The 20,473-nt window shown below is 69.0% G+C and carries 19 protein-coding genes and 1 tRNA gene; 13 read left to right on the forward strand and 7 right to left on the reverse strand.

Going from position 1 to position 20,473, the window contains the following annotated elements:
* The first annotated feature begins 483 nt into the window (after positions 1-483).
* The 6 genes from OG241_RS31005 (at position 484) to OG241_RS31030 (ending at position 7,055) form a co-directional block, all read left to right on the forward strand.
* Positions 484-966 (forward strand): CarD family transcriptional regulator, encoded by a 483-nt coding sequence (locus tag OG241_RS31005; protein ID WP_003953493.1) that lies wholly within the window; start codon positions 484-486, stop codon positions 964-966.
* Between the two features lie 397 nt (positions 967-1,363).
* Positions 1,364-2,116 carry a 2-C-methyl-D-erythritol 4-phosphate cytidylyltransferase gene (ispD, locus tag OG241_RS31010; RefSeq protein WP_405819882.1) on the forward strand — a complete coding sequence of 251 codons (753 nt, stop codon included), beginning with the start codon at positions 1,364-1,366 and terminating at the stop codon, positions 2,114-2,116.
* Positions 2,106-2,642, forward strand: coding sequence for a 2-C-methyl-D-erythritol 2,4-cyclodiphosphate synthase (gene ispF, locus OG241_RS31015; protein ID WP_405819883.1), 537 nt, complete (start codon positions 2,106-2,108; stop codon positions 2,640-2,642). The genes ispD and ispF overlap by 11 nt, the downstream gene beginning before the upstream one ends.
* Positions 2,643-2,742: 100 nt before the next feature.
* Entirely contained in the window at positions 2,743-4,146 is a 1,404-nt protein-coding gene (gene cysS, locus OG241_RS31020; RefSeq protein ID WP_405819885.1) for a cysteine--tRNA ligase, read from the forward strand.
* A gap of 121 nt (positions 4,147-4,267) precedes the next feature.
* Positions 4,268-5,209 (forward strand): 23S rRNA (guanosine(2251)-2'-O)-methyltransferase RlmB, encoded by a 942-nt coding sequence (gene rlmB / locus OG241_RS31025; RefSeq protein WP_405819886.1) that lies wholly within the window; start codon positions 4,268-4,270, stop codon positions 5,207-5,209.
* Between the two features lie 118 nt (positions 5,210-5,327).
* A complete protein-coding gene (locus OG241_RS31030) occupies positions 5,328-7,055 on the forward strand; it encodes a DoxX family membrane protein (protein ID WP_405819888.1) in 1,728 nt (575 codons plus the stop codon).
* 107 nt (positions 7,056-7,162) lie between these two features.
* Here OG241_RS31030 and OG241_RS31035 read toward each other — a convergent pair whose 3' ends face one another.
* The 4 genes from OG241_RS31035 to OG241_RS31050 all read right to left on the reverse strand — a co-directional run bounded on the left by OG241_RS31035 (position 7,163) and on the right by OG241_RS31050 (position 11,618).
* Positions 7,163-7,894, reverse strand: coding sequence for an NDP-sugar synthase (locus OG241_RS31035; protein ID WP_405819890.1), 732 nt, complete (start codon positions 7,892-7,894; stop codon positions 7,163-7,165).
* 168 nt (positions 7,895-8,062) lie between these two features.
* Positions 8,063-8,512 carry a hypothetical protein gene (locus OG241_RS31040; RefSeq protein ID WP_405819891.1) on the reverse strand — a complete coding sequence of 150 codons (450 nt, stop codon included), beginning with the start codon at positions 8,510-8,512 and terminating at the stop codon, positions 8,063-8,065.
* Positions 8,513-8,739: 227 nt separating this feature from the next.
* Entirely contained in the window at positions 8,740-9,876 is a 1,137-nt protein-coding gene (locus tag OG241_RS31045; protein ID WP_405819892.1) for an ABC transporter ATP-binding protein, read from the reverse strand.
* A gap of 326 nt (positions 9,877-10,202) precedes the next feature.
* Positions 10,203-11,618 carry an RNA-guided endonuclease InsQ/TnpB family protein gene (locus tag OG241_RS31050; protein ID WP_405819893.1) on the reverse strand — a complete coding sequence of 472 codons (1,416 nt, stop codon included), beginning with the start codon at positions 11,616-11,618 and terminating at the stop codon, positions 10,203-10,205.
* Positions 11,619-11,794: 176 nt separating this feature from the next.
* Between OG241_RS31050 and OG241_RS31055 the strand changes: the two genes are divergently transcribed.
* A tRNA-Thr gene (locus tag OG241_RS31055) sits at positions 11,795-11,868 on the forward strand.
* Positions 11,869-11,997: 129 nt separating this feature from the next.
* Here the strand turns inward: OG241_RS31055 and OG241_RS31060 are convergent.
* Complete coding sequence (locus OG241_RS31060; protein WP_405819895.1) at positions 11,998-12,576, reverse strand: HAD domain-containing protein; 579 nt, start codon at positions 12,574-12,576, stop codon at positions 11,998-12,000.
* A 79-nt stretch (positions 12,577-12,655) separates the two neighbouring features.
* Here OG241_RS31060 and OG241_RS31065 point away from each other — a divergent pair, with 79 nt between their 5' ends.
* From OG241_RS31065 to OG241_RS31075, 3 genes are all read left to right on the forward strand, one after another.
* Positions 12,656-14,011 (forward strand): tetratricopeptide repeat protein, encoded by a 1,356-nt coding sequence (locus OG241_RS31065; RefSeq protein ID WP_405819896.1) that lies wholly within the window; start codon positions 12,656-12,658, stop codon positions 14,009-14,011.
* A gap of 36 nt (positions 14,012-14,047) precedes the next feature.
* Complete coding sequence (locus tag OG241_RS31070) at positions 14,048-14,548, forward strand: NUDIX domain-containing protein (protein ID WP_405819897.1); 501 nt, start codon at positions 14,048-14,050, stop codon at positions 14,546-14,548.
* Positions 14,549-14,728: 180 nt separating this feature from the next.
* Complete coding sequence (locus OG241_RS31075) at positions 14,729-15,229, forward strand: GNAT family N-acetyltransferase (RefSeq protein WP_405819899.1); 501 nt, start codon at positions 14,729-14,731, stop codon at positions 15,227-15,229.
* A 25-nt stretch (positions 15,230-15,254) separates the two neighbouring features.
* Here OG241_RS31075 and OG241_RS31080 read toward each other — a convergent pair whose 3' ends face one another.
* Positions 15,255-16,142: an aminoglycoside phosphotransferase family protein gene (locus tag OG241_RS31080; RefSeq protein ID WP_405819901.1), complete on the reverse strand. Its 888-nt coding sequence runs from the start codon at positions 16,140-16,142 to the stop codon at positions 15,255-15,257.
* Positions 16,143-16,175: 33 nt separating this feature from the next.
* On the opposite strand from OG241_RS31080, the gene OG241_RS31085 reads away from it, so the two are divergent.
* Both OG241_RS31085 and OG241_RS31090 read left to right on the forward strand, forming a co-directional pair.
* Entirely contained in the window at positions 16,176-16,832 is a 657-nt protein-coding gene (locus OG241_RS31085; RefSeq protein WP_405819903.1) for a rhomboid-like protein, read from the forward strand.
* Between the two features lie 11 nt (positions 16,833-16,843).
* Complete coding sequence (locus OG241_RS31090; protein ID WP_405819904.1) at positions 16,844-18,265, forward strand: NAD(P)/FAD-dependent oxidoreductase; 1,422 nt, start codon at positions 16,844-16,846, stop codon at positions 18,263-18,265.
* A 24-nt stretch (positions 18,266-18,289) separates the two neighbouring features.
* Here the strand turns inward: OG241_RS31090 and OG241_RS31095 are convergent, their stop codons facing one another.
* Complete coding sequence (locus tag OG241_RS31095; RefSeq protein WP_405819906.1) at positions 18,290-19,534, reverse strand: NAD(P)-binding protein; 1,245 nt, start codon at positions 19,532-19,534, stop codon at positions 18,290-18,292.
* A 206-nt stretch (positions 19,535-19,740) separates the two neighbouring features.
* Between OG241_RS31095 and OG241_RS31100 the strand changes: the two genes are divergently transcribed.
* Positions 19,741-20,385: a pentapeptide repeat-containing protein gene (locus tag OG241_RS31100; protein WP_405826505.1), complete on the forward strand. Its 645-nt coding sequence runs from the start codon at positions 19,741-19,743 to the stop codon at positions 20,383-20,385.
* The last annotated feature ends 88 nt before the right edge of the window (positions 20,386-20,473 follow it).

A 20,473-nucleotide genomic window follows, 5' to 3' on the forward strand; every position in this document is an offset into this window, starting at 1 on the left:
TCACATAACCGCCATCGGCAAACAGAGTTACCGGCTCGCGGATTTCCGGTGAAGGAATGAACGGCACCCGAAATTTGATCAACGGTGGATCAGCTGCTTGATCATCCGGCGGGACATCAAGGAGGGCCCATCAAGCAGGACATCAAGCGGGACATCAACTGGTGTGATCAATTCCGGATTCGCCCCGCGCCCGTGTCCGCTCACCGAACGGAGTAGCGTAAGTCGCACACTTGGAAGCGGACATAAGTGGATGTTTGGTCGCCTGTCGGGGCCGCCGGGCGAGTGTAACGTCCGGGTTTCGCTTCGTTCGGAGAGCCGCTCCGACCTGCGAATACCCCCGCCGTTCTCGCTTCCGCGGGCCTTCCGAAGCACGTTCCTGTTGCAGTTGTCAAGCCCCGAGATATGCCCTGACCTGCGAAAACGCCATTCAGAAGCTGCCGTTTCCGTGTTACCCTGGATAGCCACGGAAGGGGTACCTGTCACATGACGTTCAAGGTTGGCGACACCGTGGTCTATCCCCATCACGGGGCCGCGCTGATCGAGGCCATCGAAACTCGCCAGATCAAAGGCGTGGACAAGACCTACTTGGTGCTGAAGGTCGCCCAGGGTGACCTCACTGTACGTGTGCCAGCGGACAATGCGGAGTTCGTCGGCGTACGTGATGTGGTTGGTCAGGACGGGCTGGACCGGGTCTTCGAGGTGCTGCGCGCTCCGTATGCCGAGGAGCCCACGAACTGGTCGCGTCGTTACAAGGCAAATCTGGAGAAGCTCGCCTCCGGTGATGTCATCAAGGTCGCGGAAGTCGTACGTGACCTGTGGCGTCGTGAGCGTGAGCGCGGACTGTCCGCCGGTGAGAAGCGCATGCTCGCCAAGGCTCGCCAGATCCTGGTGAGTGAGCTCGCGCTCGCGGAGAACACGAACGAGGACAAGGCCGAGGCCCTGCTCGACGAGGTGCTCGCGTCCTGACTCTGACCTGAACGCGCAGGCCCTGAAAAGCCCGCTCACTCAGCTCAAGCAGCACACTGAAATGCCGCGGTGCCCGATGACGTATCCAATGTCGCCGGGCGCTGCGGCATGTTCGTGCCCGGATTTCCCGCCGCGCATCCGAACCTCGAAGCATCCACTAACAGGCGCCGCCGGCGGATTCCCTACAGGCAGTGGAGCCTCCGCGGTCAGGGGCTCCCCGCGGTCTGCCAGTAGCACTGAAGTACCGATACTTGAGTACTGATACCTGCTGTACCTGCTGTGCCGGGCCCGGAGCAGGCTCGACCGGAAGTCACGGAAGGGTCCGATCGAGGCTCGCGCCCGGCACTCCTCCAGGCCATACCCACGAGGGCTCGGCACACAAACCTGACAGGAACCGATGTCTGACGAATCGCGCCCCACACCGCCCGGGGCACGTACGGCCGCCGTGATTCCGGCCGCCGGCCGGGGCGTACGCCTCGGCCCGGGAGCCCCCAAAGCGCTTCGCGCGCTGAACGGCACGCCCATGCTCATCCACGCGGTGCGGGCAATGGCCGCGTCCCGGGCGGTCTCCCTGGTCGTAGTCGTGGCCCCGCCGGACGGCGCCGCCGAGGTGAAGACCCTCCTCGACGCCCACGCGCTGCCCGAACGCACCGATTTCCTGGTCGTGCCCGGAGGCGAGTCCCGACAGGATTCGGTGAAACTCGGCCTGGACGCGCTGCCGCCCGGCATCGACATCGTCCTCGTGCACGACGCCGCCCGCCCGCTGGTACCGGTGGACACCGTCGACGCGGTCATCGAGGCGGTACGGGAAGGCGCACAGGCCGTGGTCCCCGCGCTGCCGCTCGCGGACACCGTCAAAGAGGTCGAACCGGCCACGACCCCCGGCGAACCGGAGCCGGTGCTCGCCACACCCGAACGGGCGCGACTGCGGGCGGTCCAGACACCGCAGGGCTTCGCGATCGACACGCTCGTACGGGCCCACGAGACGGTGACCGAGAACGTCACCGACGACGCGAGCATGGTCGAACAGCTGGGCCTGCGGGTCGTGGTCGTGCCCGGCCACGAGGAGGCGTTCAAGGTGACCAGGCCGCTGGACCTGGTGCTCGCGGAAGCGGTACTGGCCCGCAGGAGGCTCAACGATGGCTTCTGAACAGACGTCAGGATCGTCAGTATCCTCTGGAGCTTCCGCGGTGGGGCCGGTGCTGCCCCAGGTCGGCATCGGTACCGACATTCACGCTTTCGAAGAGGGCCGGGAACTGTGGTGCGCCGGCCTGAAGTGGGAGGGCGAGGGGATGGGACTCGCGGGTCACTCCGACGCGGACGTCGTCGCCCACGCGGCGTGCAACGCGCTGTTCTCGGCGGCCGGACTCGGCGACCTGGGGCAGCACTTCGGCACCGGCCGCCCCGAGTGGTCCGGCGCGTCCGGGGTGGCATTGCTGACGGAGGCGGCCCGGATCGTACGGGCGGCGGGGTTCACCATCGGCAACGTGGCCGTGCAGGTCATCGGGCCACGGCCGAAGATCGGCAAGCGGCGCGACGAAGCGCAGAAGGTGCTGTCCGAGGCGGCCGGGGCGCCGGTCTCGGTGTCCGGCGCGACGACGGACGGCCTCGGCTTTCCGGGACGCGAAGAGGGCCTGATGGCGGTGGCCACGGCACTGGTGGCCCGTACGGGCTGAACCCCGAGGAATTCGCCCCACGCCCCCGGAACGCCGTAGGGGCCGGATTTTTGTGCACAAGGGTCGCAAGGCACTGGTGTGGGGCCACTACCCTGGACCCGTGACCATTCGCCTGTACGACACCAACGCCCGGCAGATCCGTGACTTCGTCCCGCTCACAGCGGGCTGTGTCTCGATCTACCTCTGTGGCGCCACCGTGCAGGCCGCTCCCCACATCGGGCACATCCGGTCCGGCCTCAACTTCGACATCCTGCGCCGCTGGTTCACCTACCGCGGGTACGACGTCACGTTCATCCGCAACGTCACCGACATCGACGACAAGATCATCAGGAAGGCCGCCGAACAGGAGCGCCCCTGGTGGTCCATCGGCTTCGAGAACGAGCGGGCCTTCAACGACGGTTACCACGCGCTCGGCTGCCTCCCCCCGACCTACGAGCCGCGTGCCACCGGGCACGTGACCGAGATGGTCGAGATGATGCGCGGACTCATCGAACGCGGACACGCGTACGAGGCCGACGGGAACGTCTACTTCGACGTGCGCTCCTTCCCCGGCTACCTGGAGCTGTCCAACCAGGAACTCGACAACCTGCTCCAGCCCTCCGGGGAAGGTGAGACGGGCAAGCGTGACCCCCGTGACTTCGCCATGTGGAAGACCGCCAAGCCCGGTGAGCCGACGTGGGAGACACCCTGGGGTCGGGGCCGGCCCGGCTGGCACCTGGAGTGCTCCGCCATGGCGCACAAGTACCTGGGCTCCGCCTTCGACATCCACGGCGGCGGGCTCGACCTGATCTTCCCGCACCACGAGAACGAGATCGCCCAGGCCAAGGCATTCGGCGACGACTTCGCGTCGTACTGGTTGCACAACGCCTGGGTGACCATCGCCGGCGAGAAGATGGCGAAGTCCCTCGGCAACTCCGTCCTCGTCAGCGAGATGGTCAAGGCCTGGCGGCCCATCGTCCTGCGCTACTACCTCGGCACCCCGCACTACCGCTCGATGATCGAGTACAGCGAGGACGCCCTGCGCGAGGCCGAGTCGGCGTTCGCCCGGATCGAGGGCTTCGTGCAGCGCGTCGTCGAGAAGGCCGGCGGAGTCGTCGAGCCGTCCGCCGAGGTGCCGCCCGCCTTCGCCGAGGCCATGGACGACGACCTGGGCGTGCCGCAGGCCCTCGCCGTCATCCACACCACCGTCAGGCAGGGCAACTCCGCCCTCGCCGCCGACGACAAGGAAGCCGCCGTGGCCCGGCTCGCCGAGGTGCGCGCCATGCTCGGCGTCCTCGGACTCGACCCGCTCGACCCGCACTGGGCCGGGGACGGCGCCGACCGCGGCGAAGATCTGCACGGGGTCGTCGACAGCCTCGTACGACTCGTCCTCGACCAGCGCGAGGCCGCCCGCGGGCGCAAGGACTGGGGGACCGCGGACGCCATCCGCGATCAGCTCAACCAGTCCGGCCTCGTCATCGAGGACGGTCCGCAGGGACCGCGCTGGACCCTCGGTCCGCGCTGACGATTTCGTCTCACATCCCCCCATATCCGTGCTCATTTCCTTGATCGATTGTGCCGCCCGGGTTTCCGGGCGGCACACTCATAGACGTACGCACGCACGTCTTCACACAGACAGGTAGGTCATGGCCGCTAACAACCGCCGCATGTCCGGCAAGAAGGGCGCGCAGGTCGGCAGTGGCGGCCAGCGGCGCCGGGGGCTCGAGGGCAAGGGCCCGACGCCGCCCGCCGAGGCGCGCAAGGGACACAAGAAGAACCGTATTGCCGGTGCCAAGGCCAAGCAGATCCAGCGGCGGCCCGCACCCAAGGGACGCGGCGGGAAGGCGTCCTCCGAACTCGTCGTCGGGCGCAACTCGGTCGTCGAGGCGCTCCGCGAGGGCGTCCCGGCCACCATGCTCTACGTCCAGCAGTTCATCGACAACGACGAACGCGTGCGCGAAGCACTCCAGCTGGCCGCCGACCGCGGCGGCATCCACCTGATGGAAGCCCCCCGGCCCGAGCTCGACCGCATGACCAACGGCCTCAACCACCAGGGCCTCGTGCTCCAGGTCCCGCCGTACGTGTACGCCCACCCCGAGGACCTCGCCAACGCCGCCTACGACAACGGCGTGGACCCCCTCATCGTCGCCCTCGACGGTGTCACCGACCCCCGTAACCTCGGCGCCGTCGTCCGCTCCGTCTCCGCCTTCGGCGGCCACGGGGTCGTCGTGCCCGAGCGGCGCGCCGCCGGCATGACCGCCGGCGCCTGGAAGACCTCCGCCGGCGCCGCCGCCCGTACACCCGTCGCCCGCGCCACCAATCTGACGCGCACCCTGGAGGCGTACCAGAAGGCCGGCATCGTCGTCGTCGGTCTCGCCGCCGACGGCAACGCTGATCTCGGCGACCTGCCCGCACTCGGCGGACCCGTCGTCATCGTCGTCGGCAGCGAGGGCAAGGGACTGTCCCGGCTCGTCGGAGAGACCTGCGACCACCTCGTACGGATCCCGATGCCCGGCGGCACCGAGTCCCTCAACGCCGGTGTCGCGGCCGGGATCGTGCTCTACGAAGCGGCCCGCCGACGCGCCTGAACACGCGTGCGCGACCGTCACCCGTACGGGGGAATCCGGGCGGGTGACGTGACCTTGACGCGGCCCGGACACATCCGCCAAGTCAAAGCAGTGTCCTAACCTCACGTCACTCGGTTAGATGAGTGTGGACACCAGAACACCCCGCACACCCACGGGGGACCGCTCGTCGGGATACGACGACGCTCCCGCGCTGAGCATGGTGAAGGTGCCGAGCGATCCGGCGCAGGTCATCGTCAACCATGCGAGCTTCCGCGTGCAGTTGGGGGCCTCGACGCGGCGGGCGGCACCGTCGTCCCGCGTCGCCCGGCACCTCGGCGCCTCCGAGGACACGGCGCGCATCCCCGTCGCAGGCGCCGGCGGCGCCACGGCCGTCCGACGCCGGGCACCGGTCGTCTGGAGCGGGAAGTCGGCGCCCGACGACACCGGCGCGCACCGCCTGCTCCAGGCCGTCCGGGGCTCCAGCGTCCGCCACGGCGAACAGCCGCCGGCCGCCGACGCCGGAGCGACCCAGGTCATCCCCCGTATCGACGACGAACTCGACTACGCAGGCAGCACCCTCGACCAGACCGTCGAGACACCCATCGTCGGAAGCCAGCGCACCCACGGCTCCGACCCCGGTCGCCTGCTCCCCAACATGCGCACCACCGGCAGCGCCTACGAGGAGGCCGGGTACGGCGACTCCGGACACGGCCGATCCGGCTACGACGACGGCGAGTTCGGCTACGACGGCGACGAAGCCTACGAGCGGGACGCCGACGGACGCCGCACCGGCGCCAGACGCCACCCCAACGACCCCGTACGGCACGCCTATTACCCCGGCCGCCGGATGAACCTCGGCGTCGTCCTGCTCCCGCTCCGCATCTTCCTCGGCTTCATCTCCATCTACGCCGGCATGGGCAAGCTCTGCGACCCCGTCTACTTCGACGGCGGCAAACGCGGCTCCATGATGAAGTGGCTCAACACCCTTCACCCCTGGGAAGTCGCCGAACCCCTACGGCAGTTCGCCCTCCAGCACCCCGTCGGCTCCGGGCTCGTCATCGCCTTCCTCCAAGTCATCGTGGGCGTCCTCACGGTCCTGGGCCTGTGGCAGCGGGTCGCCGCGGTCGGCGGCGCCCTGCTCTCCGCCGCACTGCTCCTCACCGTCAGCTGGAAGAGCGTCCCCGTCTACGACGCCCCCGACATCATCTACCTGGCCGCCTGGTCACCGCTGATCATCGCCGGCGCCCCCGTCTACTCCATCGACGGCCGCCTCGCCGGCAGCGCCTGGCGCAGACTCGGCCCCCGTACGGACATCTGGGAGCTGCGCGCCTACGTCCTGCGCCGCGGCGCCCTCGTCACGGCCGTCGTCATCGGACTCACGCTCCTCATCGGCTCACTCCTCGGCGGCGCCGTCCGCGACGCCGACCGCGTCGTCGTCCCCGGCCCCGGCGAAGCCCCGCGCAACGAACTCCCCGGCTCCCCGCTCCCCGAGCGGTCCGGCGGCGAACGCCGCGCCTCGAAGAGCCCCTCGGCGACCACCAAGTCCCCGACCCAGAACGCCACTTCGGCCAGCCCCACCACCGGCGGCGCCGCGACCACCCCCGAGGAGGCCCGCGAGAGCGGCAGCGTCACCGGAAGCCGGCCCAGCCAGACCCAGGGCACCGCCGGCCAGGCCCCGCCGCAGCAGACCACCCCGGCCCAGCAGGCGCCCAGCACCACCACCGGACCGACCTCGTCGGGCGGCACGGGCACCCCGGGCGGCACCAACGGCGGCTCCACGGGCGGCAGCACCTCAGGCACCGGCGACGGCAGCACCGGCGGCTCCTCCACGGGCCAGCCGGGCCTGGTGGGCGGCCTCCTGGGCTAGCAACAACCCGCCTCGGTACGGCGGTTACGTGAGTGGGGTCCGGCGCTGACACAGCGCCGGACCCCACTCACGTACTGACTGACGTACTTGATGACGTACTTACTGGCTCAACGGCCCAGTGCCGCCAGCTCCTTCGCGGCCTCCGTGAGGTCCTTCGCGGTGTCGATGGCACGCCAGTACGCGCCGTGCGGGATCGTGAAACCGGCCAGGCGGAGTTCACGGGCCAGGTGAGGGAACGTCGTACGTTCGTGATCACCGCGCTCCGGGAGCAGGGCGGCGAACTCGGAGGAGAACACGTACACGCCCGCGTTGATCTCGAAGGTCGACGGAGGGGACTCTATGAAGTCCGTGATGTGACCGAACCCGTCCGTCTGGACCGCACCCCACGGCAGCCGGGGACGGGCCAGCGCGAGGGTCGCGACGGCGTCGCGCTCGGCGTGGAAGTCGGCCATCTCGCGCAGCGAGAAACGGGTCCAGATGTCACCGTTGGTGGCGTACCAGGGCTGGTCGGGGGCGGGGAGGTGCGCGGCGGCGTACTTGAGGCCGCCGCCACGGCCCAGGGGCTCGGTCTCGACGACCGTGGTGACGTTCAGCGGCAGATCGGCCGTCTCCAGCCACTTCTGCAGCACCTCGGCGAGATGCCCACAGCTGACCACCACGTCCGTCACGCCCTCCTCGGCGAGCCAGACGAGCTGATGGCCGATGATCGGTGTCCCCGTGCCGGGGATCTCGACCATCGGCTTGGGCCGGTCATCGGTGTACGGACGAAGCCGGGAGCCCTGGCCGCCGGCGAGGACCACGGCCTGAGTAGGGCGCGACGTGGCGTTCGGATCGGTCATATTCGAACTGTACGGGGCGCTCCGCGGGTTTTGCGGGGTGAGTTTCGGGGGTGGGGCAGTGGGTGGAGCTGTGGGTGGGGATCTGCGGGCCCGGTGGGGGCTGGTCGCGCAGTTCCCCGCGCCCCTGGAGGGCTGCCCCTACGGGGCGCCTCCAGGGGCGCTGAGGGTTTAGCTGTGTGCTGCTGCCACTCCTGTCGCGAAGGAGGTGTCGCAGACCGGGCGGGAGAACGACTGGGCGCGCGACGGGCCGTACACGCGGACCGCGGCGCGGCCCAGGGCGCGGGCGATCGACGTGCAGTGCCTCGCCAGCGACGGGCGGCCGTTCACCGCCTGCTGCAGGTGGGTGAGGGCGATGCCGGGGTCCTTCTCCTGGAGTTCCAGGAGAAGCTGGTCACGCAGGACGTCCTGCGGTGACGGGGCAGCGGCGGCCCGGGCGGCCAGGTCCTCGGAGGAGGCGGTGAGCACCGAGTCCGAGGGGCTCCCCGACCAGTTGACTCGGGTGACCGCGAGGGTCCCGGACAGCACCAGGACGACGGGCAGGACAAGGGCGAGGCTACGGCCGATCCGGCGGGCGGGGCCACGGCCACTTCGCGTCAGTTGGTTAGTGGAGTGCTTCACGCTGGTGAGGGTAGCGCTCGGTACTGATTTGGCGACATTCAGTCACCCTAACGGGGGATGGATTGGTGCCGTTTTCTGGGTAGGGCGTTGACGCACACGATTCGAAACGACCGGTCCGCCGGGGTATCGGGCGTCCGGCAGGTAAACATGCGCAGGGCGCATACGAGGGGTGCATGCGAAGGGGCCCCGCGGCAAGCCGCGGGGCCCCTCGGTGCTCAGATCGCGTCTCAGTCGGTGAGGCGCTCGCCCGTGGAGGTCGAGAACACGTGGATCTCGCCCGGACGCGGCACGACGTGCAGCGTGGCGCCCTTGTCCGGGACGGCACGGCCGCTGACACGGACGACCAGGTCCTTGAGGTCGCCGTCGACCTTGGCGCTGCCGTAGACGTAACCGTCGGCGCCCAGCTCCTCGACGACGTTCACCGTGACGCCGAGACCGGCCGGAGCGTCCTCGGTGTCCTTGGAGAGCGAGCTGGCGGCGGCACCGTTGTGCTCGACGACGTCGAAGTGCTCCGGACGGACACCGACCGTGACAGTGGTGTCACCCTTGTCGGCGGCGGCCTTGAGAGCCTCACGGTTGACCGGGACGACCGAGTTGCCGAACTTCACGCCGCCGTCGGTGATCGGAACCTCGATGAGGTTCATCGCCGGGGAACCGATGAAGCCAGCCACGAACAGGTTCTTCGGGCGGTCGTACATGTTGCGCGGGGAGTCGACCTGCTGGAGCAGACCGTCCTTCAGCACGGCCACCCGGTCACCCATGGTCATGGCCTCGACCTGGTCGTGGGTGACGTACACCGTGGTGATGCCGAGACGGCGCTGCAGCGACGCGATCTGCGTACGCGTCGACACACGGAGCTTGGCGTCGAGGTTCGACAGCGGCTCGTCCATGAGGAACACCTGGGGCTCACGCACGATGGCACGACCCATGGCGACACGCTGGCGCTGACCACCCGAGAGGGCCTTCGGCTTGCGGGCCAGGTAGTCCGTGAGGTCGAGGATCTTCGCCGCGTCCTCCACCTTCTGGCGGATCTCGGCCTTGTTGACGCCGGCGATCTTGAGGGCGAAGCCCATGTTGTCCGCGACCGTCATGTGCGGGTACAGCGCGTAGTTCTGGAACACCATCGCGATGTCCCGGTCCTTCGGCGGCAGGTGCGTGACGTCGCGGTCACCGATGCGGATGGCGCCGGCGTTCACGTCCTCGAGCCCCGCGAGCATGCGGAGCGAGGTGGACTTGCCGCAACCGGACGGACCGACGAGCACGAGGAACTCGCCGTCCCCGACCTCGATCTCCAGACCATCGACGGCGGGCTTCTCGGTGCCCGGGTAGATGCGGGTCGCCTTGTCGAACGAAACAGTGGCCATGGGTACTAGGCCCCCTTCACCGGCAGGAACGTGCCGGACGATCCGTAGTGGAAGGTGGTGTAGTCCACAGACGTGGACTGAATCTGGACGGTACCCGGCGTTTCGCCGTCTGTCAGTAGGTGGAGGACTGTGAACTTCGCGGAAATTTTCGAGACGAACAGTTTCGAGAAGGCCCAGCAGCTGTCTTTTGGCCATGCCTCATGGCTTCCTGCTTCACCACGCACTGCCGACGCACACAGTCCTCATGAACTGCGCCCGCACGGTCTTACAAGCGCTCCACAGGCATTCCGGCCGACGGCCCGTCGGTCCGTACCATCCAGCCGCCGCTAAGCAGCCTGCAGACAATCCTCCAACTCCGAGGCCCTGATCAGCGCCGGTACTCCCTTTGTGGGCGGCAGCCCGGCCGCCACCAGCCAGTACAGCCGGAGACCCTCGTCCCGAAGGTTCACGGCCGCATTCACATCCCGATCATGGACGACCCCGCACCCGGCACACGTCCACTTCCGGACCGAGACATCCAGCTTGGGACCCTTGGTGTGGCAGGCGGAGCAACGCCTTGTCGAGGGGAAGAAACGGTCGACGATCACCAGCGTCCGGCCGTACCACTCGCACTTGTACCGCAGCTGCCGTAGCAACTCGCCCCACCCGGCATCGATGATCGCCTCGTTCAGCTTCGCCTTCCGCCGACGGCCCTTCCCACGCGCCGGACGCATCAGGTTCCCGATGGCCAGATCCTCCACCACGAGCACTTGGTTCTCGCGCACCAGGCGGGTCGTGAACTGGTCCAACATGTCCTTGCGTACGTCACCGATGAGCGCGTAGAGACACGCGATCTTCCGCCTCACCTTGTCCCGGTTCGCCGAACCCCTCACCTTCTTGTGCAACTCACGCTGCAACCGCGCCAACTTCTCCGCATACCGCCGCAACAAGCGCGGATGATCGACCTTCGTCCCGTCGTCCAACGTGACCAGCGACGCCAGCCCCAGATCCAGCCCCACCGCCTTCGGCACACGCGAACCCGGCACAAAGACAGCGGGCAGAGGCACAATCCGCTCCTCCACGAGCGTCGACACGAAGTACCGCCCCGCCCTGTCCCGCGTCACCGACAAACGCACCGGCACGACCCCCACAGGCAACGCCCGCGACCAACGAACATCCAACGGAACCGACTGCTTCGCCAGAGTGATCAGCCCCGTACCCGGCCGCTCCGCATCCTCCACCCACCGAAAACCGGTCCGCACATAGGTCGCCGAATCCTGCGAACGCCCCTTCCGCTTTCGCTGCGGATGCTTACCCGAACCCTTGAAAAACCGCCCGAACGCCTGATCAAGATGCCGCAACGACTGCTGAAGCACCGTCGACGACACCTCCCCGAGCCACGCCGTCCCCTCCACCCGCTTCCAGCCCGTCAACGCCCGACACGACTCCGCGAACCCCACATTCACCCGATGCCGCTCCCAGGCCCCGGTCCGCAACGCCAGCCCCTCGTTGTAGACCCACCGACAGGCACCGAACGTCTTCGCCAACTGCTCCGCCTGCTCGGCGGTCGGATAGAAGCGGAAGCGGTAGAGACGGTGCTGTGTATCCGGCTCCTTGACGTGCGCCTTCAACGGAGTCGCCGTGCGCTGGTGGTGCTTGCGACGGTCGCCGATCCCGAGAGACTCGCGCTTGATCCGGTCGGCCTTCTCGCCCGTCACTGCTTCCAGCGTCGGCTTCCCCACCGACTTCCCTGGCTCCCCCATGATTCCCTCCCCGACGATCCGATCTTCGGAACGCACGTCAGAGCGATCAACGAACGGGTGCGCGGATGGTTACGTTTGGTTTTCGAGACCGAGGTCAGCCACGAACTCCGTGGCTCAGGGGATCGCTCTCTGTGTACAGTGGAGCCGCCTTGGCGTACGGCGTTGTGGTGCGCGATGCCTCCTTAGCTCAGCTGGAACGAGCAGCGCACTTGTAATGCGCAGGTCATCGGTTCGAATCCGATAGGGGGCTCAACAGCCCAGGTCAGCTCCGTGCTGGCCTGGGCTTCTTTGTGTTTTTGCGCCTGGGTGATGCTGCCTGCATGCGGACCTCGCCTTTCGTGGTGGCGAGGGCACGAGCGCGTCCTGCGGCTTGTCCGCGCTATGCGGCTTCGGCTTCATGTGGAACGGCTGAAACATCGGCCCGTTCACTGGGCAACAGCGCGGCCCAGGCCAGGACCTCGACCAAGTGCTCGGCCAGCAGACCGACGTGGGGATCAGGCTGGACAAGCGCGGTCGCTTGGCCGCGATCGCCGCGTTCCGCCGCCCATTCGTGGTCGAGGACGGTGAAGTCGTCGTCTATCCAGATGGCTGGCGCGTCGCCGAGCCAGGTGTCGACGTGATCGCGCTTCCACAGATGCCCGTTGGGGTGGCTGCTGGTGATCTGCGGGCGTGGGAGGTCGATGTACGGCAGGGGTGGGAGGCCGAGGAGCGGGCCGATCAGAGTGGCGGCGTCGTGGCGCCAGCTGGTGCACCAGACGGGAGTGACCAGGCCGGTCCGGATCACCTGCATGAGCAGGGGGCCATGGGCAGGGTTGAGCCAGATGGTGACCGGGTCGTCAGCGCTCCGGTCAGCGGGCACGACATCGTGCCGGTTGTGGGTTGCCGGACTGGCCCCGTCGGCGTCCGGAAAAGGTATGAGGACGCCGTCGACGTCGAGCAGGAGGTAGGGCGGGCGCATCGGTTTCTCCCAGGGGAGCCGGGGATGGGGGTCAGAGTTTGCGCGCGGTGATGAGGAGAGTTGTGGGCCAGCGGCGAGCGTGGCAGCGTCGAGAGACCCCAACTCCCGCCTGCGCGACACCATCGACGCGACCGGATGCACCTACGAGGCCCTGGCGAGAGACGTCCGGCGCATCGCGGCAGAGAACGGTGAGATCCTCCAGACCAACAAGTCGGCCGTCTCCCACTGGGTCAATGGCATCCGTCAGCCCACCGGCCGGACCGGCCAGTACCTCGCCGAAGCCCTGTCCCGTCGCACGGGCCGCATCATCACCCGGACCGAGATCGGTCTCTGCGCACCTGGTGGCGAGGGGCCGGCCGAAGGGGATCCCGTTCTGGCCGCAACTGACCTTGGCCGGGCCGATGTTGAGCGGCGCCGCTTCCTCGCGGTGGCCGCCTTCACCACCGCCGGCGTGGCCATGCCGCTCGCCCACGACCATGAGGCCACCGCCCGCATGCTCCGCGCCCGCACCGGCAAGTCCGTGGTCGGAGCGGAGGACGTGGACGTCGTGCGGCAGATCACTGCCGCCTTCAGCGCAGCCGACGAACGCCTCGGCGGCGGCCACGGACTGACCACGGTCACCGCGTACCTCGCCGACACCGCTGCCCCCATGCTCCGGGGCCGCTACGCGAGCGAAACCTTACGACAGGCGGCCTTCGGCGCCGTGGCCGAACTCGCCTATCTGGCAGGGTGGAAGCACCACGACCTCGGCCAGGAAGGTGCCGCCCAGCGCTACTACCAGGTCGGCTACCAACTCGCGTGCGAAGCCGACCCACACGGCCACGCCGCCTGGGTGATGCGCGCCCTCGCCCACCAGGCCCTCAGCCTTAAACAGCCCCACCACTGCGTCGACCTCGTCGAAGGGGCCCTCACCCGTGGCCTTGGGCACGTCGACGGCCAGACCGAAGCCCTCCTCCACATCACCCACGCCCGCGCCTACGCCGCCGTCGGTGAGAGGCCCTCAGCGGCCCGCGCCCTGCTCGCCGCCGAAGACGCTCTCCTGCGCGACGACGACCCCCAGCCCAGCTACTCACGCGTCAGCGGCCCCGCCGCCGGCACCGTCGCCAGCCACACCGCCCGCACCCTCACCGACCTCGCCGACCACATCGGCACCGAGCAGCAGCACCGCGACGCCCTGATCCGCTGGGACCCCGAGAAGTACAAGCGCGTCCACGCCCTCACCTATGCCGACCTTGGCGACAGCCTCGCCGCCCAGGCCCGCGCCGACGAAGCCGTTGCCGCCTGGGGCCAGGCCCTGACCCTGATGGAGGGCATGACGTCCGACCGCACCCGCAAGGCCATCACCTCGCTCCGCTCCACCCTCTCCATCTACCAGCGCCGCAAGGTGCCCGGAGCCGCCGAACTCGCCCGCCGCGCACGCGAAGCACTGGCCTAAGCTGCCCACCAACCGGCCCACGAAGGGACACCAGCCGTGGCTCAGCGGACAACCGACGACCAGCCCAAGGCCCTACCGCCCGCCCTCGAATCCATGACACTGCTGGTCGCCGCCGTCATCGTCCACGACAAGGCCACCAACCGCGTCGTCCTCCTCCAGCGCAGCCAGAACGCCAAGTTCGCTCAGGGGATGTGGGATCTTCCCGTCGGTAAGAGCGAGCCTGGTGAGCCTGTCACTGAGACGGCAGTGCGCGAGCTGTACGAGGAGACCGGGCTGACCGTGAAGCGGGAGTCCCTGAAGGTCGCCCACATCATTCACGGCGCCTGGGGCGTCGAAGCCCCCAACGGCTTCCTCACCGTCGTCTTCGCCGCCCACGAGTGGACCGGCGAGCCCGAGAACCGCGAACCCCGCAAACATGCCCAGGTCCGATGGATCGACACCGGCGCCATCCCAGAACAGTTCGTGGACACCACATCAAGTGCCCTTCACCGGTATCTCACCGGAGGATCGGAAGTCTCCCTCGACGGCTGGCAATGAAAGCGCTCACGGCTCCGTGAACCGAAGAGCCTGCGGACCACCAGACGGCATCGAGCCCCACCGTGGGCCCTTGTATGCGTAGGTCATCGGTTCGAATCCGATAGGGGGCTCAACAGCCCAGGTCGGCTCCGAGCTGACCTGGGCTTCTTTGTGTTTTTGCGGCTGTGTGATGCTGCCGGCATGAATGAGCAGCGTGAGGTTGTGGTTGTCCGCTGGCCGGGGGAGGTCCCTTTTGCCGAGGAAGGGCTTGCCCGGTTGCTTGCGGCCTATCACCTGCGGACCGAGGCCGAGAAGGGTGTGGCCGTTGCCGGTGTGGACGGGCTGCCGGGGCGGTATCGGGCGGAGATCTCGGATCCTCGGGCCGCGTTCGGTGACGACGTCGTGCTGGTGGCCCTGAGTGGGGACGTTGCCGTGGGGTGTCTGGTGGTGGCCGGGCCCGTTGACGGGCGGTCGGAGATCAAGCGGCTCTGGACGGATCCCGAGTTCCGGGGGCGGGGTGTCGCGTCCGGTCTGCTCGGTGCCGCGCTTGCGCGGGCTGCGGATGACGGTGTCAGCAGCGTGCGGTTGTCCGTGTGGGAGTGGCGGACCGGGGCCATTGGCCTGTACGAGCGGTTCGGGTTCGTCGTCACCGAGTCGTGGGACGGGCGGGAGCGGCTGGTGTGCATGGAGCGCGCTGTGTGAGTCGCCCAGGGGGTGGTGGTCCGGGTCAGGGGTGGCGCAGTCGGCGGGCGATCTCCAGGTTCTGTTCGTCCAGGGGGTCGCCGTCCTTGATGGTCCAGAGGGCGTTCTGGAGTACTCGGGCGAGGGTCCACGCGCGTGAGCGTTCCCGGTCCAGGGACAGGGCGGCTGTGAGGGCGTCGAAGCGCCAGACGATGTCGTCGGGGTCGAAGCGGTTGTTGATGGCGGGCCAGAGGTCGAAGCCGGGGTCTCCGGCGAGGGGCTTCGGGTCGATGGCTAGCCAGGGGGCTCGGTCGGCGGTGAGGACGTTCTCGTCGTGGAGGTCCCAGTGGAGGAGGCGGTCGCCGGGGTTGGGGGCGACTTCGCGCAGTGCTGCCTCGCAGTCCTTGAGGAGGGTGCGGGTTTCGGGGTCGGGGGTTTGGTGGAGGGCCCGTGGTGCCTCGTTCAGCATTCCTTCCGCGATGTCGGCCAGGCGGCGGATGCCGGGTGGGGCCGGTTCGGCGGTGAGGTGGGTGAGGAGGTCGGCGATGATCAGGGTGGCTTCGTGGGCGTCGGGGTGGTGGGACAGCATGCGGGTGTGGTCGAGGCGTTCCAGGAGCATCGTTCCCGTGGTGGGGTCGTGGTCCAGGAGGCGTACCGCGTGGTTGCTGTTCCAGTGGCGCAGGGCGGTCGGTTCGCCTTCGCTCTCGGCGTCCAGGAGCTGGAGCTTGAGGACGGCGGGGGTGTCGTCGGGTCGTAGGACCGGGAGGACGAGGGCGGTCACGCCGTGCATGGAGGGGCCGTCGAGGCGTAGGTGCCAGCCGTCGAGGAAGTCGGCGGCGCGGGTGGGGAGCGCGGTGATGAAGGCGCGTCCTGCCTCCCCGTTGTACTTGAGCTGGGTGGCGGCCAGATCGTCGGGGATGTGGATGCGGTTCACCGGGCGACTGTATGTGCGTGCGTAAATTGGCGCATGCGATTTCCGGTGGGCCCGCGCAGGGTGTGGGCGTACGTCCGTAGTGCTCCGGGCACGTACGTGTGGTTGCTCGTCCTGTTCGTCACGACGGTGGCCGTGCATCACATGTCGGCGGAGTTCCAGGAGGAGTTTTTGCGGCAGCGGTCGACGAACATCAACGAGCTGTCGGACCGTCCGGTGCGTGTGCTGATCTCCAGTGCGATGTGGATCGACGGGTGGTGGACCCCGTATCTCGTGCTGTATTCGGTGTTTCACGCGCGGGCCGAGCGGTGGCTGGGGACTCTGCGGTGGTTCATTGTCTGTGCGAGTGCGCATGTGGTGGCGACGCTGGTCAGCCAGGGTGCGGTGTGGCGGGCGATCCGGGACGGTTCGGCGCCGGCGTCGGCGGCGGACACGATGGATTTCGGGGTGAGCTACGGGCTGGCGGGGGTTGTGGCCGTGCTGGCGTACCGGATCGGGCGGCCGTGGTGGCGGTTTGTGTATGTGGTGGGTGTTCTTGTCGTGTACGGGGTGCCGCTTGTCGTGTCGCGGACGTTCACGGATCTGGGGCATTTCACGGCGGCGCTGGTGGGGTTCGCCTGTTGGCCGTTGACGCGTGGGCGGGATGCGCGGGTGTGGAAGGCGAGGGAGACGCAGGGGGCGGTCAGGGGTTAGCGTCCGGCGCTATGAGCAGCGCGGATGGCGGTTCGGGTGTGGTTGGTGGGCCGGTGAACGGTCGGGTGTCGTTCTGGTACGCGCAGGACGGGTTGCCCGTTCCCCGTGCGCCTCTCGCCGGGGATACGACGGCGGATGTGGTGGTCGTCGGGGGTGGGTACACGGGGTTGTGGACTGCGTACTACCTGAAGAAGGCGGCGCCTTCTCTTCGGATCGTCGTTCTGGAGAAGGAGTTCTGCGGGTACGGGGCTTCCGGCCGGAACGGGGGCTGGTTGTACAACGGGATCGCGGGGCGGGACCGGTACGCGCGCGTGCATGGTCATGAGGCCGCTGTGCGGCTTCAGCGGGCGATGAACGACACCGTCGGGGAGGTTGTGCGGGTCGCGGGGGAGGAGGGCTTCGATGCCGACATCCGGCGCGGGGGTGTGCTCGAAGTCGCTTGTACGCCGGCCCAGTTGGCGCGGTTGAGGGACTTCCACGAGGTGGAGCTGTCGTACGGGGAGGACGACCGCGAGTTGTACGGCGCCGAGGCGACCGCGGAGCGGGTGCGGGTGGCGGGTGCCCTCGGGGCGTCGTGGACGCCTCATGGGGCGCGGTTGCATCCGGTGAAGCTGGTCAAGGGGCTTGCGGCGGCTGTCGAGGCGCTGGGTGTCGTCGTTCGTGAACGGACGCCGGTGACGGAGATCCGGGCGGGCCACGCTGTCACGCCGTACGGGACGGTTCGCGCGCCGTATGTGCTGCGATGCACGGAGGGGTTCACGGCTTCGTTGAAGAGTCAGCGGCGGACGTGGCTGCCCATGAACTCGTCGATGATCGCGACGGAGCCGTTGACGGACGCGCAGTGGGAGTCGGTCGGTTGGGCGGGCCGGGAGGCGTTGGGCGACATGGCGCACGCGTACATGTACGCGCAGCGGACGGAGGACGGGCGGATCGCGTTGGGCGGGCGTGGGGTGCCGTACCGGTTCGGGTCGCGGACGGACAACGACGGGCGTACGCAGGCGGCGACGGTGGAGGCGTTGCGGGAGGTTCTTGTGCGTTTCTTTCCTTCGCTGGGTGGTGTGCGGGTGGCGCATGCCTGGTCGGGGGTGTTGGGGGTGCCGCGGGACTGGTGTGCGACGGTGACGCTGGACCGGTCGTCGGGGCTTGGCTGGGCCGGGGGTTACGTCGGTTCGGGGGTTGCCACGGCCAACCTCGCTGCGCGGACGTTGCGGGATCTGGTGCTGCTGGATTCGGGGCAGGGCGGGCGTACGGAGCTGATCGGTCTGCCGTGGGTGGGGCATCGGGTGCGGAAGTGGGAGCCGGAGCCGTTGCGGTGGGTGGGGGTGCGGGGGATGTACGCCACGTATCGGGCGGCGGATCGGCGGGAGTCGGCCGGGGGCGGGGAGCGGTCGTCGCGGTTGGCTCGGGTGGCGGATCGGGTGGCCGGCCGGTAGGGGCCCCCGGGTCCCTTCTCGACTTCAGGCCTGCTTGAGGTCGAGGGGGTCGAGGCGGGTTCGGCGGTTGCCCAGGGCCAGTGATACGGCGTTCAGCGCGCTGTTGAAGGAGACCTCGGCGAGGACGCCCGGGGCCGCCACCTGGTCGCCCGCGAGATAGACACCGTTGCCGCGTTCGATGGCGGGCCGGTCGCGCCAGCTCGTCCCGGGGAGGTCGACCGCGCCGGTACGGCCGTTGGCGGTGGCCTCGCGGCGCCAGGTGACGCGTTCGCGCCAGCCGTCGAAGGCCAGGTCGAGGAGTTCCTCGGCACGGGTGACGCCCTCCGCGCGGGGGGCGTCGGGGCCGATCGGGAACTGGCCCTGGAGGAGCTGTTCGCCGGCCGGTGCGAGGGTGCGGTCCTGGGCGGTGAAGCGTTCCAGCCAGCCGGGTGCATCGAGGTCGGAGACGACGAAGGGGTCGCCGCGCCGGCTGCGTACGGCGAGGTCGAGGAGGACCGTACGGCCGCCGGTCCAGGTGAGGGTGTCGTCGTTCAGGAGGCGCCGGGCGGCGTCGAGGGAGGTGGCGACGATGACGGGTTTGTCCGTGGGGAGCGTGTCGACGCGGGACAGGGTTTCCACTCGTACGCCCAGGTTCCAGGCGCGGGCGGCCATACGGTCGATGACGCTGGCCCAGCCGCCGCGCGGGTAGTGGGCCTCGGGCGGGAGGGCGGCGGCGCGGCGCAGCCGTTCCTGGACGAAGGCCGCGGACAGGGTGCCGGGGTCGTGGTGGAAGAGGGCGACGGCGGAGTAGTGCGCGGCGGCCCGGGCGCCTTTCTCCCCTGCCTGTTCGGTGGCCCAGGTCATGAAGTCGACGTCCACGGGCGCGTGTTGGGCGCTGCGGCGGAGCAGCTTGAGCATGGCGAGGGGTGGGGTGCGGCGCAGGGCGCCCTGGTGGCGGAAGTGGAAGCGGGCGGCTTCGAGTGGGGGCAGTGGGGCGAGTGGGCCGATGAGGTCGCGCCGGGTGAGCCAGGTCCAGTGCGGGCCGCCGCTGTAGAGGGCGTGCGGGCCCTCGTTCGTCCGGTAGGGCTCCTCGGCGGTGCGGCCTCGGCCGCCGAGGGTGTGATGGGCCTCGTGCACGGTGACCTTGGCGCCCGCTTCCGCGGCGGCGATGGCGGCGGTCAGGCCGGCGAAGCCGCCGCCGATGACGGTGAGGGGGGTGCGGGCGGGGGTGTGGGTGCGGTTGTTGTGCGTGCGGTTGGCGGTTCGGTTGTTGGTGCGGGCCGGGTGCATGTCTGGGGTCTCCCTGGGGTGGGCGCCTCTCTGCTTTCCGGCAGTACGACTGATGGCGGGGGTCGGAATGTGACATGGGGGTGGATGGGTGGGGGTTTTCGCAGGTCAGCGGGATTGTCAGTGGTGGGGTGCAGGATGGGGGCATGGCGAGGCGAGTGGTGGGTGGCGCGGGCAGTACTAGGGGTATGGGGGGTTCCGGTTCCGGGGTGAAGGAGGCTCGGCGGCCCGAGGTGCGGTTGCCGGTGCTGGAGCCGTTCGGGGGCGGTGAGCTGGAGCCGGACGGGGACTATGACGGGCTGGAGTTCCGGGAGGCCGACTTCGCCGGGCAGGACGGCGGGGGTGCCCGGTTCATGGACTGCGCGTTGACGGGGTGCGCGCTGGACGAGACACGGCTGCACCACGCCCGGCTGCTCGACTCGGTCCTCACGGGCATACGGGGGGTGGGCACGAACCTCGCCGAGTCGACCCTGCGTGATGTGGAGCTGGTCGATGCTCGGCTGGGTGGGGTGCAGCTGCACGGGGCTGTGCTGGAGCGGGTGGTGGTGCGGGGCGGGAAGATCGACTATCTGAACCTGCGCAAGTCGAAGCTGAAGGATGTCGTCTTCGACGGGTGCGTGCTGGTGGAGCCGGACTTCGGGGGTGCGGTGCTGGAGCGGGTGGAGTTCGTGGGCTGTGCGCTGAAGGGGGCGGACTTCAGTGATGCGCGGCTGAAGGACGTGGACTTTCGGCGGGCCGCGGAGCTGGGGTTCGCGCGGGGGGTGGACCGGCTGGCGGGGGCGGTGATCAGTCCTGTGCAGTTGCTTGATCTGGCGGGGGTGTTCGCGGCGGAGTTGGGGGTGCGGGTGGAGTAGGCGGGGGGTTTCCCACCCGCCCGCCCGTCTCGGTCCGTTTGAGGGGTGCCCTCGAGGGTGTTTTCCCACCCACTCGCCCGACTCGGTC

The organism is Streptomyces sp. NBC_01390, assembly GCF_045040105.1.
Lineage (GTDB): Bacteria > Actinomycetota > Actinomycetes > Streptomycetales > Streptomycetaceae > Streptomyces.

Bases quoted from the DNA above. Each gene is read 5' to 3' on its own strand.
- rlmB (WP_405819886.1), top strand. From the start codon at position 4,268: ATGGCCGCTAACAACCGCCGCATGTCCGGCAAGAAGGGCGCGCAGGTC.
- OG241_RS31005 (WP_003953493.1), top strand. From the start codon at position 484: ATGACGTTCAAGGTTGGCGACACCGTGGTCTATCCCCATCACGGGGCC.
- OG241_RS31085 (WP_405819903.1), top strand. From the start codon at position 16,176: ATGCGATTTCCGGTGGGCCCGCGCAGGGTGTGGGCGTACGTCCGTAGT.
- OG241_RS31050 (WP_405819893.1), bottom strand. From the start codon at position 11,618: ATGGGGGAGCCAGGGAAGTCGGTGGGGAAGCCGACGCTGGAAGCAGTG.
- OG241_RS31075 (WP_405819899.1), top strand. From the start codon at position 14,729: ATGAATGAGCAGCGTGAGGTTGTGGTTGTCCGCTGGCCGGGGGAGGTC.
- OG241_RS31090 (WP_405819904.1), top strand. From the start codon at position 16,844: ATGAGCAGCGCGGATGGCGGTTCGGGTGTGGTTGGTGGGCCGGTGAAC.
- OG241_RS31060 (WP_405819895.1), bottom strand. From the start codon at position 12,576: ATGCGCCCGCCCTACCTCCTGCTCGACGTCGACGGCGTCCTCATACCT.
- ispD (WP_405819882.1), top strand. From the start codon at position 1,364: ATGTCTGACGAATCGCGCCCCACACCGCCCGGGGCACGTACGGCCGCC.
- ispF (WP_405819883.1), top strand. From the start codon at position 2,106: ATGGCTTCTGAACAGACGTCAGGATCGTCAGTATCCTCTGGAGCTTCC.
- OG241_RS31095 (WP_405819906.1), bottom strand. From the start codon at position 19,534: ATGCACCCGGCCCGCACCAACAACCGAACCGCCAACCGCACGCACAAC.
- OG241_RS31045 (WP_405819892.1), bottom strand. From the start codon at position 9,876: ATGGCCACTGTTTCGTTCGACAAGGCGACCCGCATCTACCCGGGCACC.
- OG241_RS31030 (WP_405819888.1), top strand. From the start codon at position 5,328: ATGAGTGTGGACACCAGAACACCCCGCACACCCACGGGGGACCGCTCG.
- OG241_RS31035 (WP_405819890.1), bottom strand. From the start codon at position 7,894: ATGACCGATCCGAACGCCACGTCGCGCCCTACTCAGGCCGTGGTCCTC.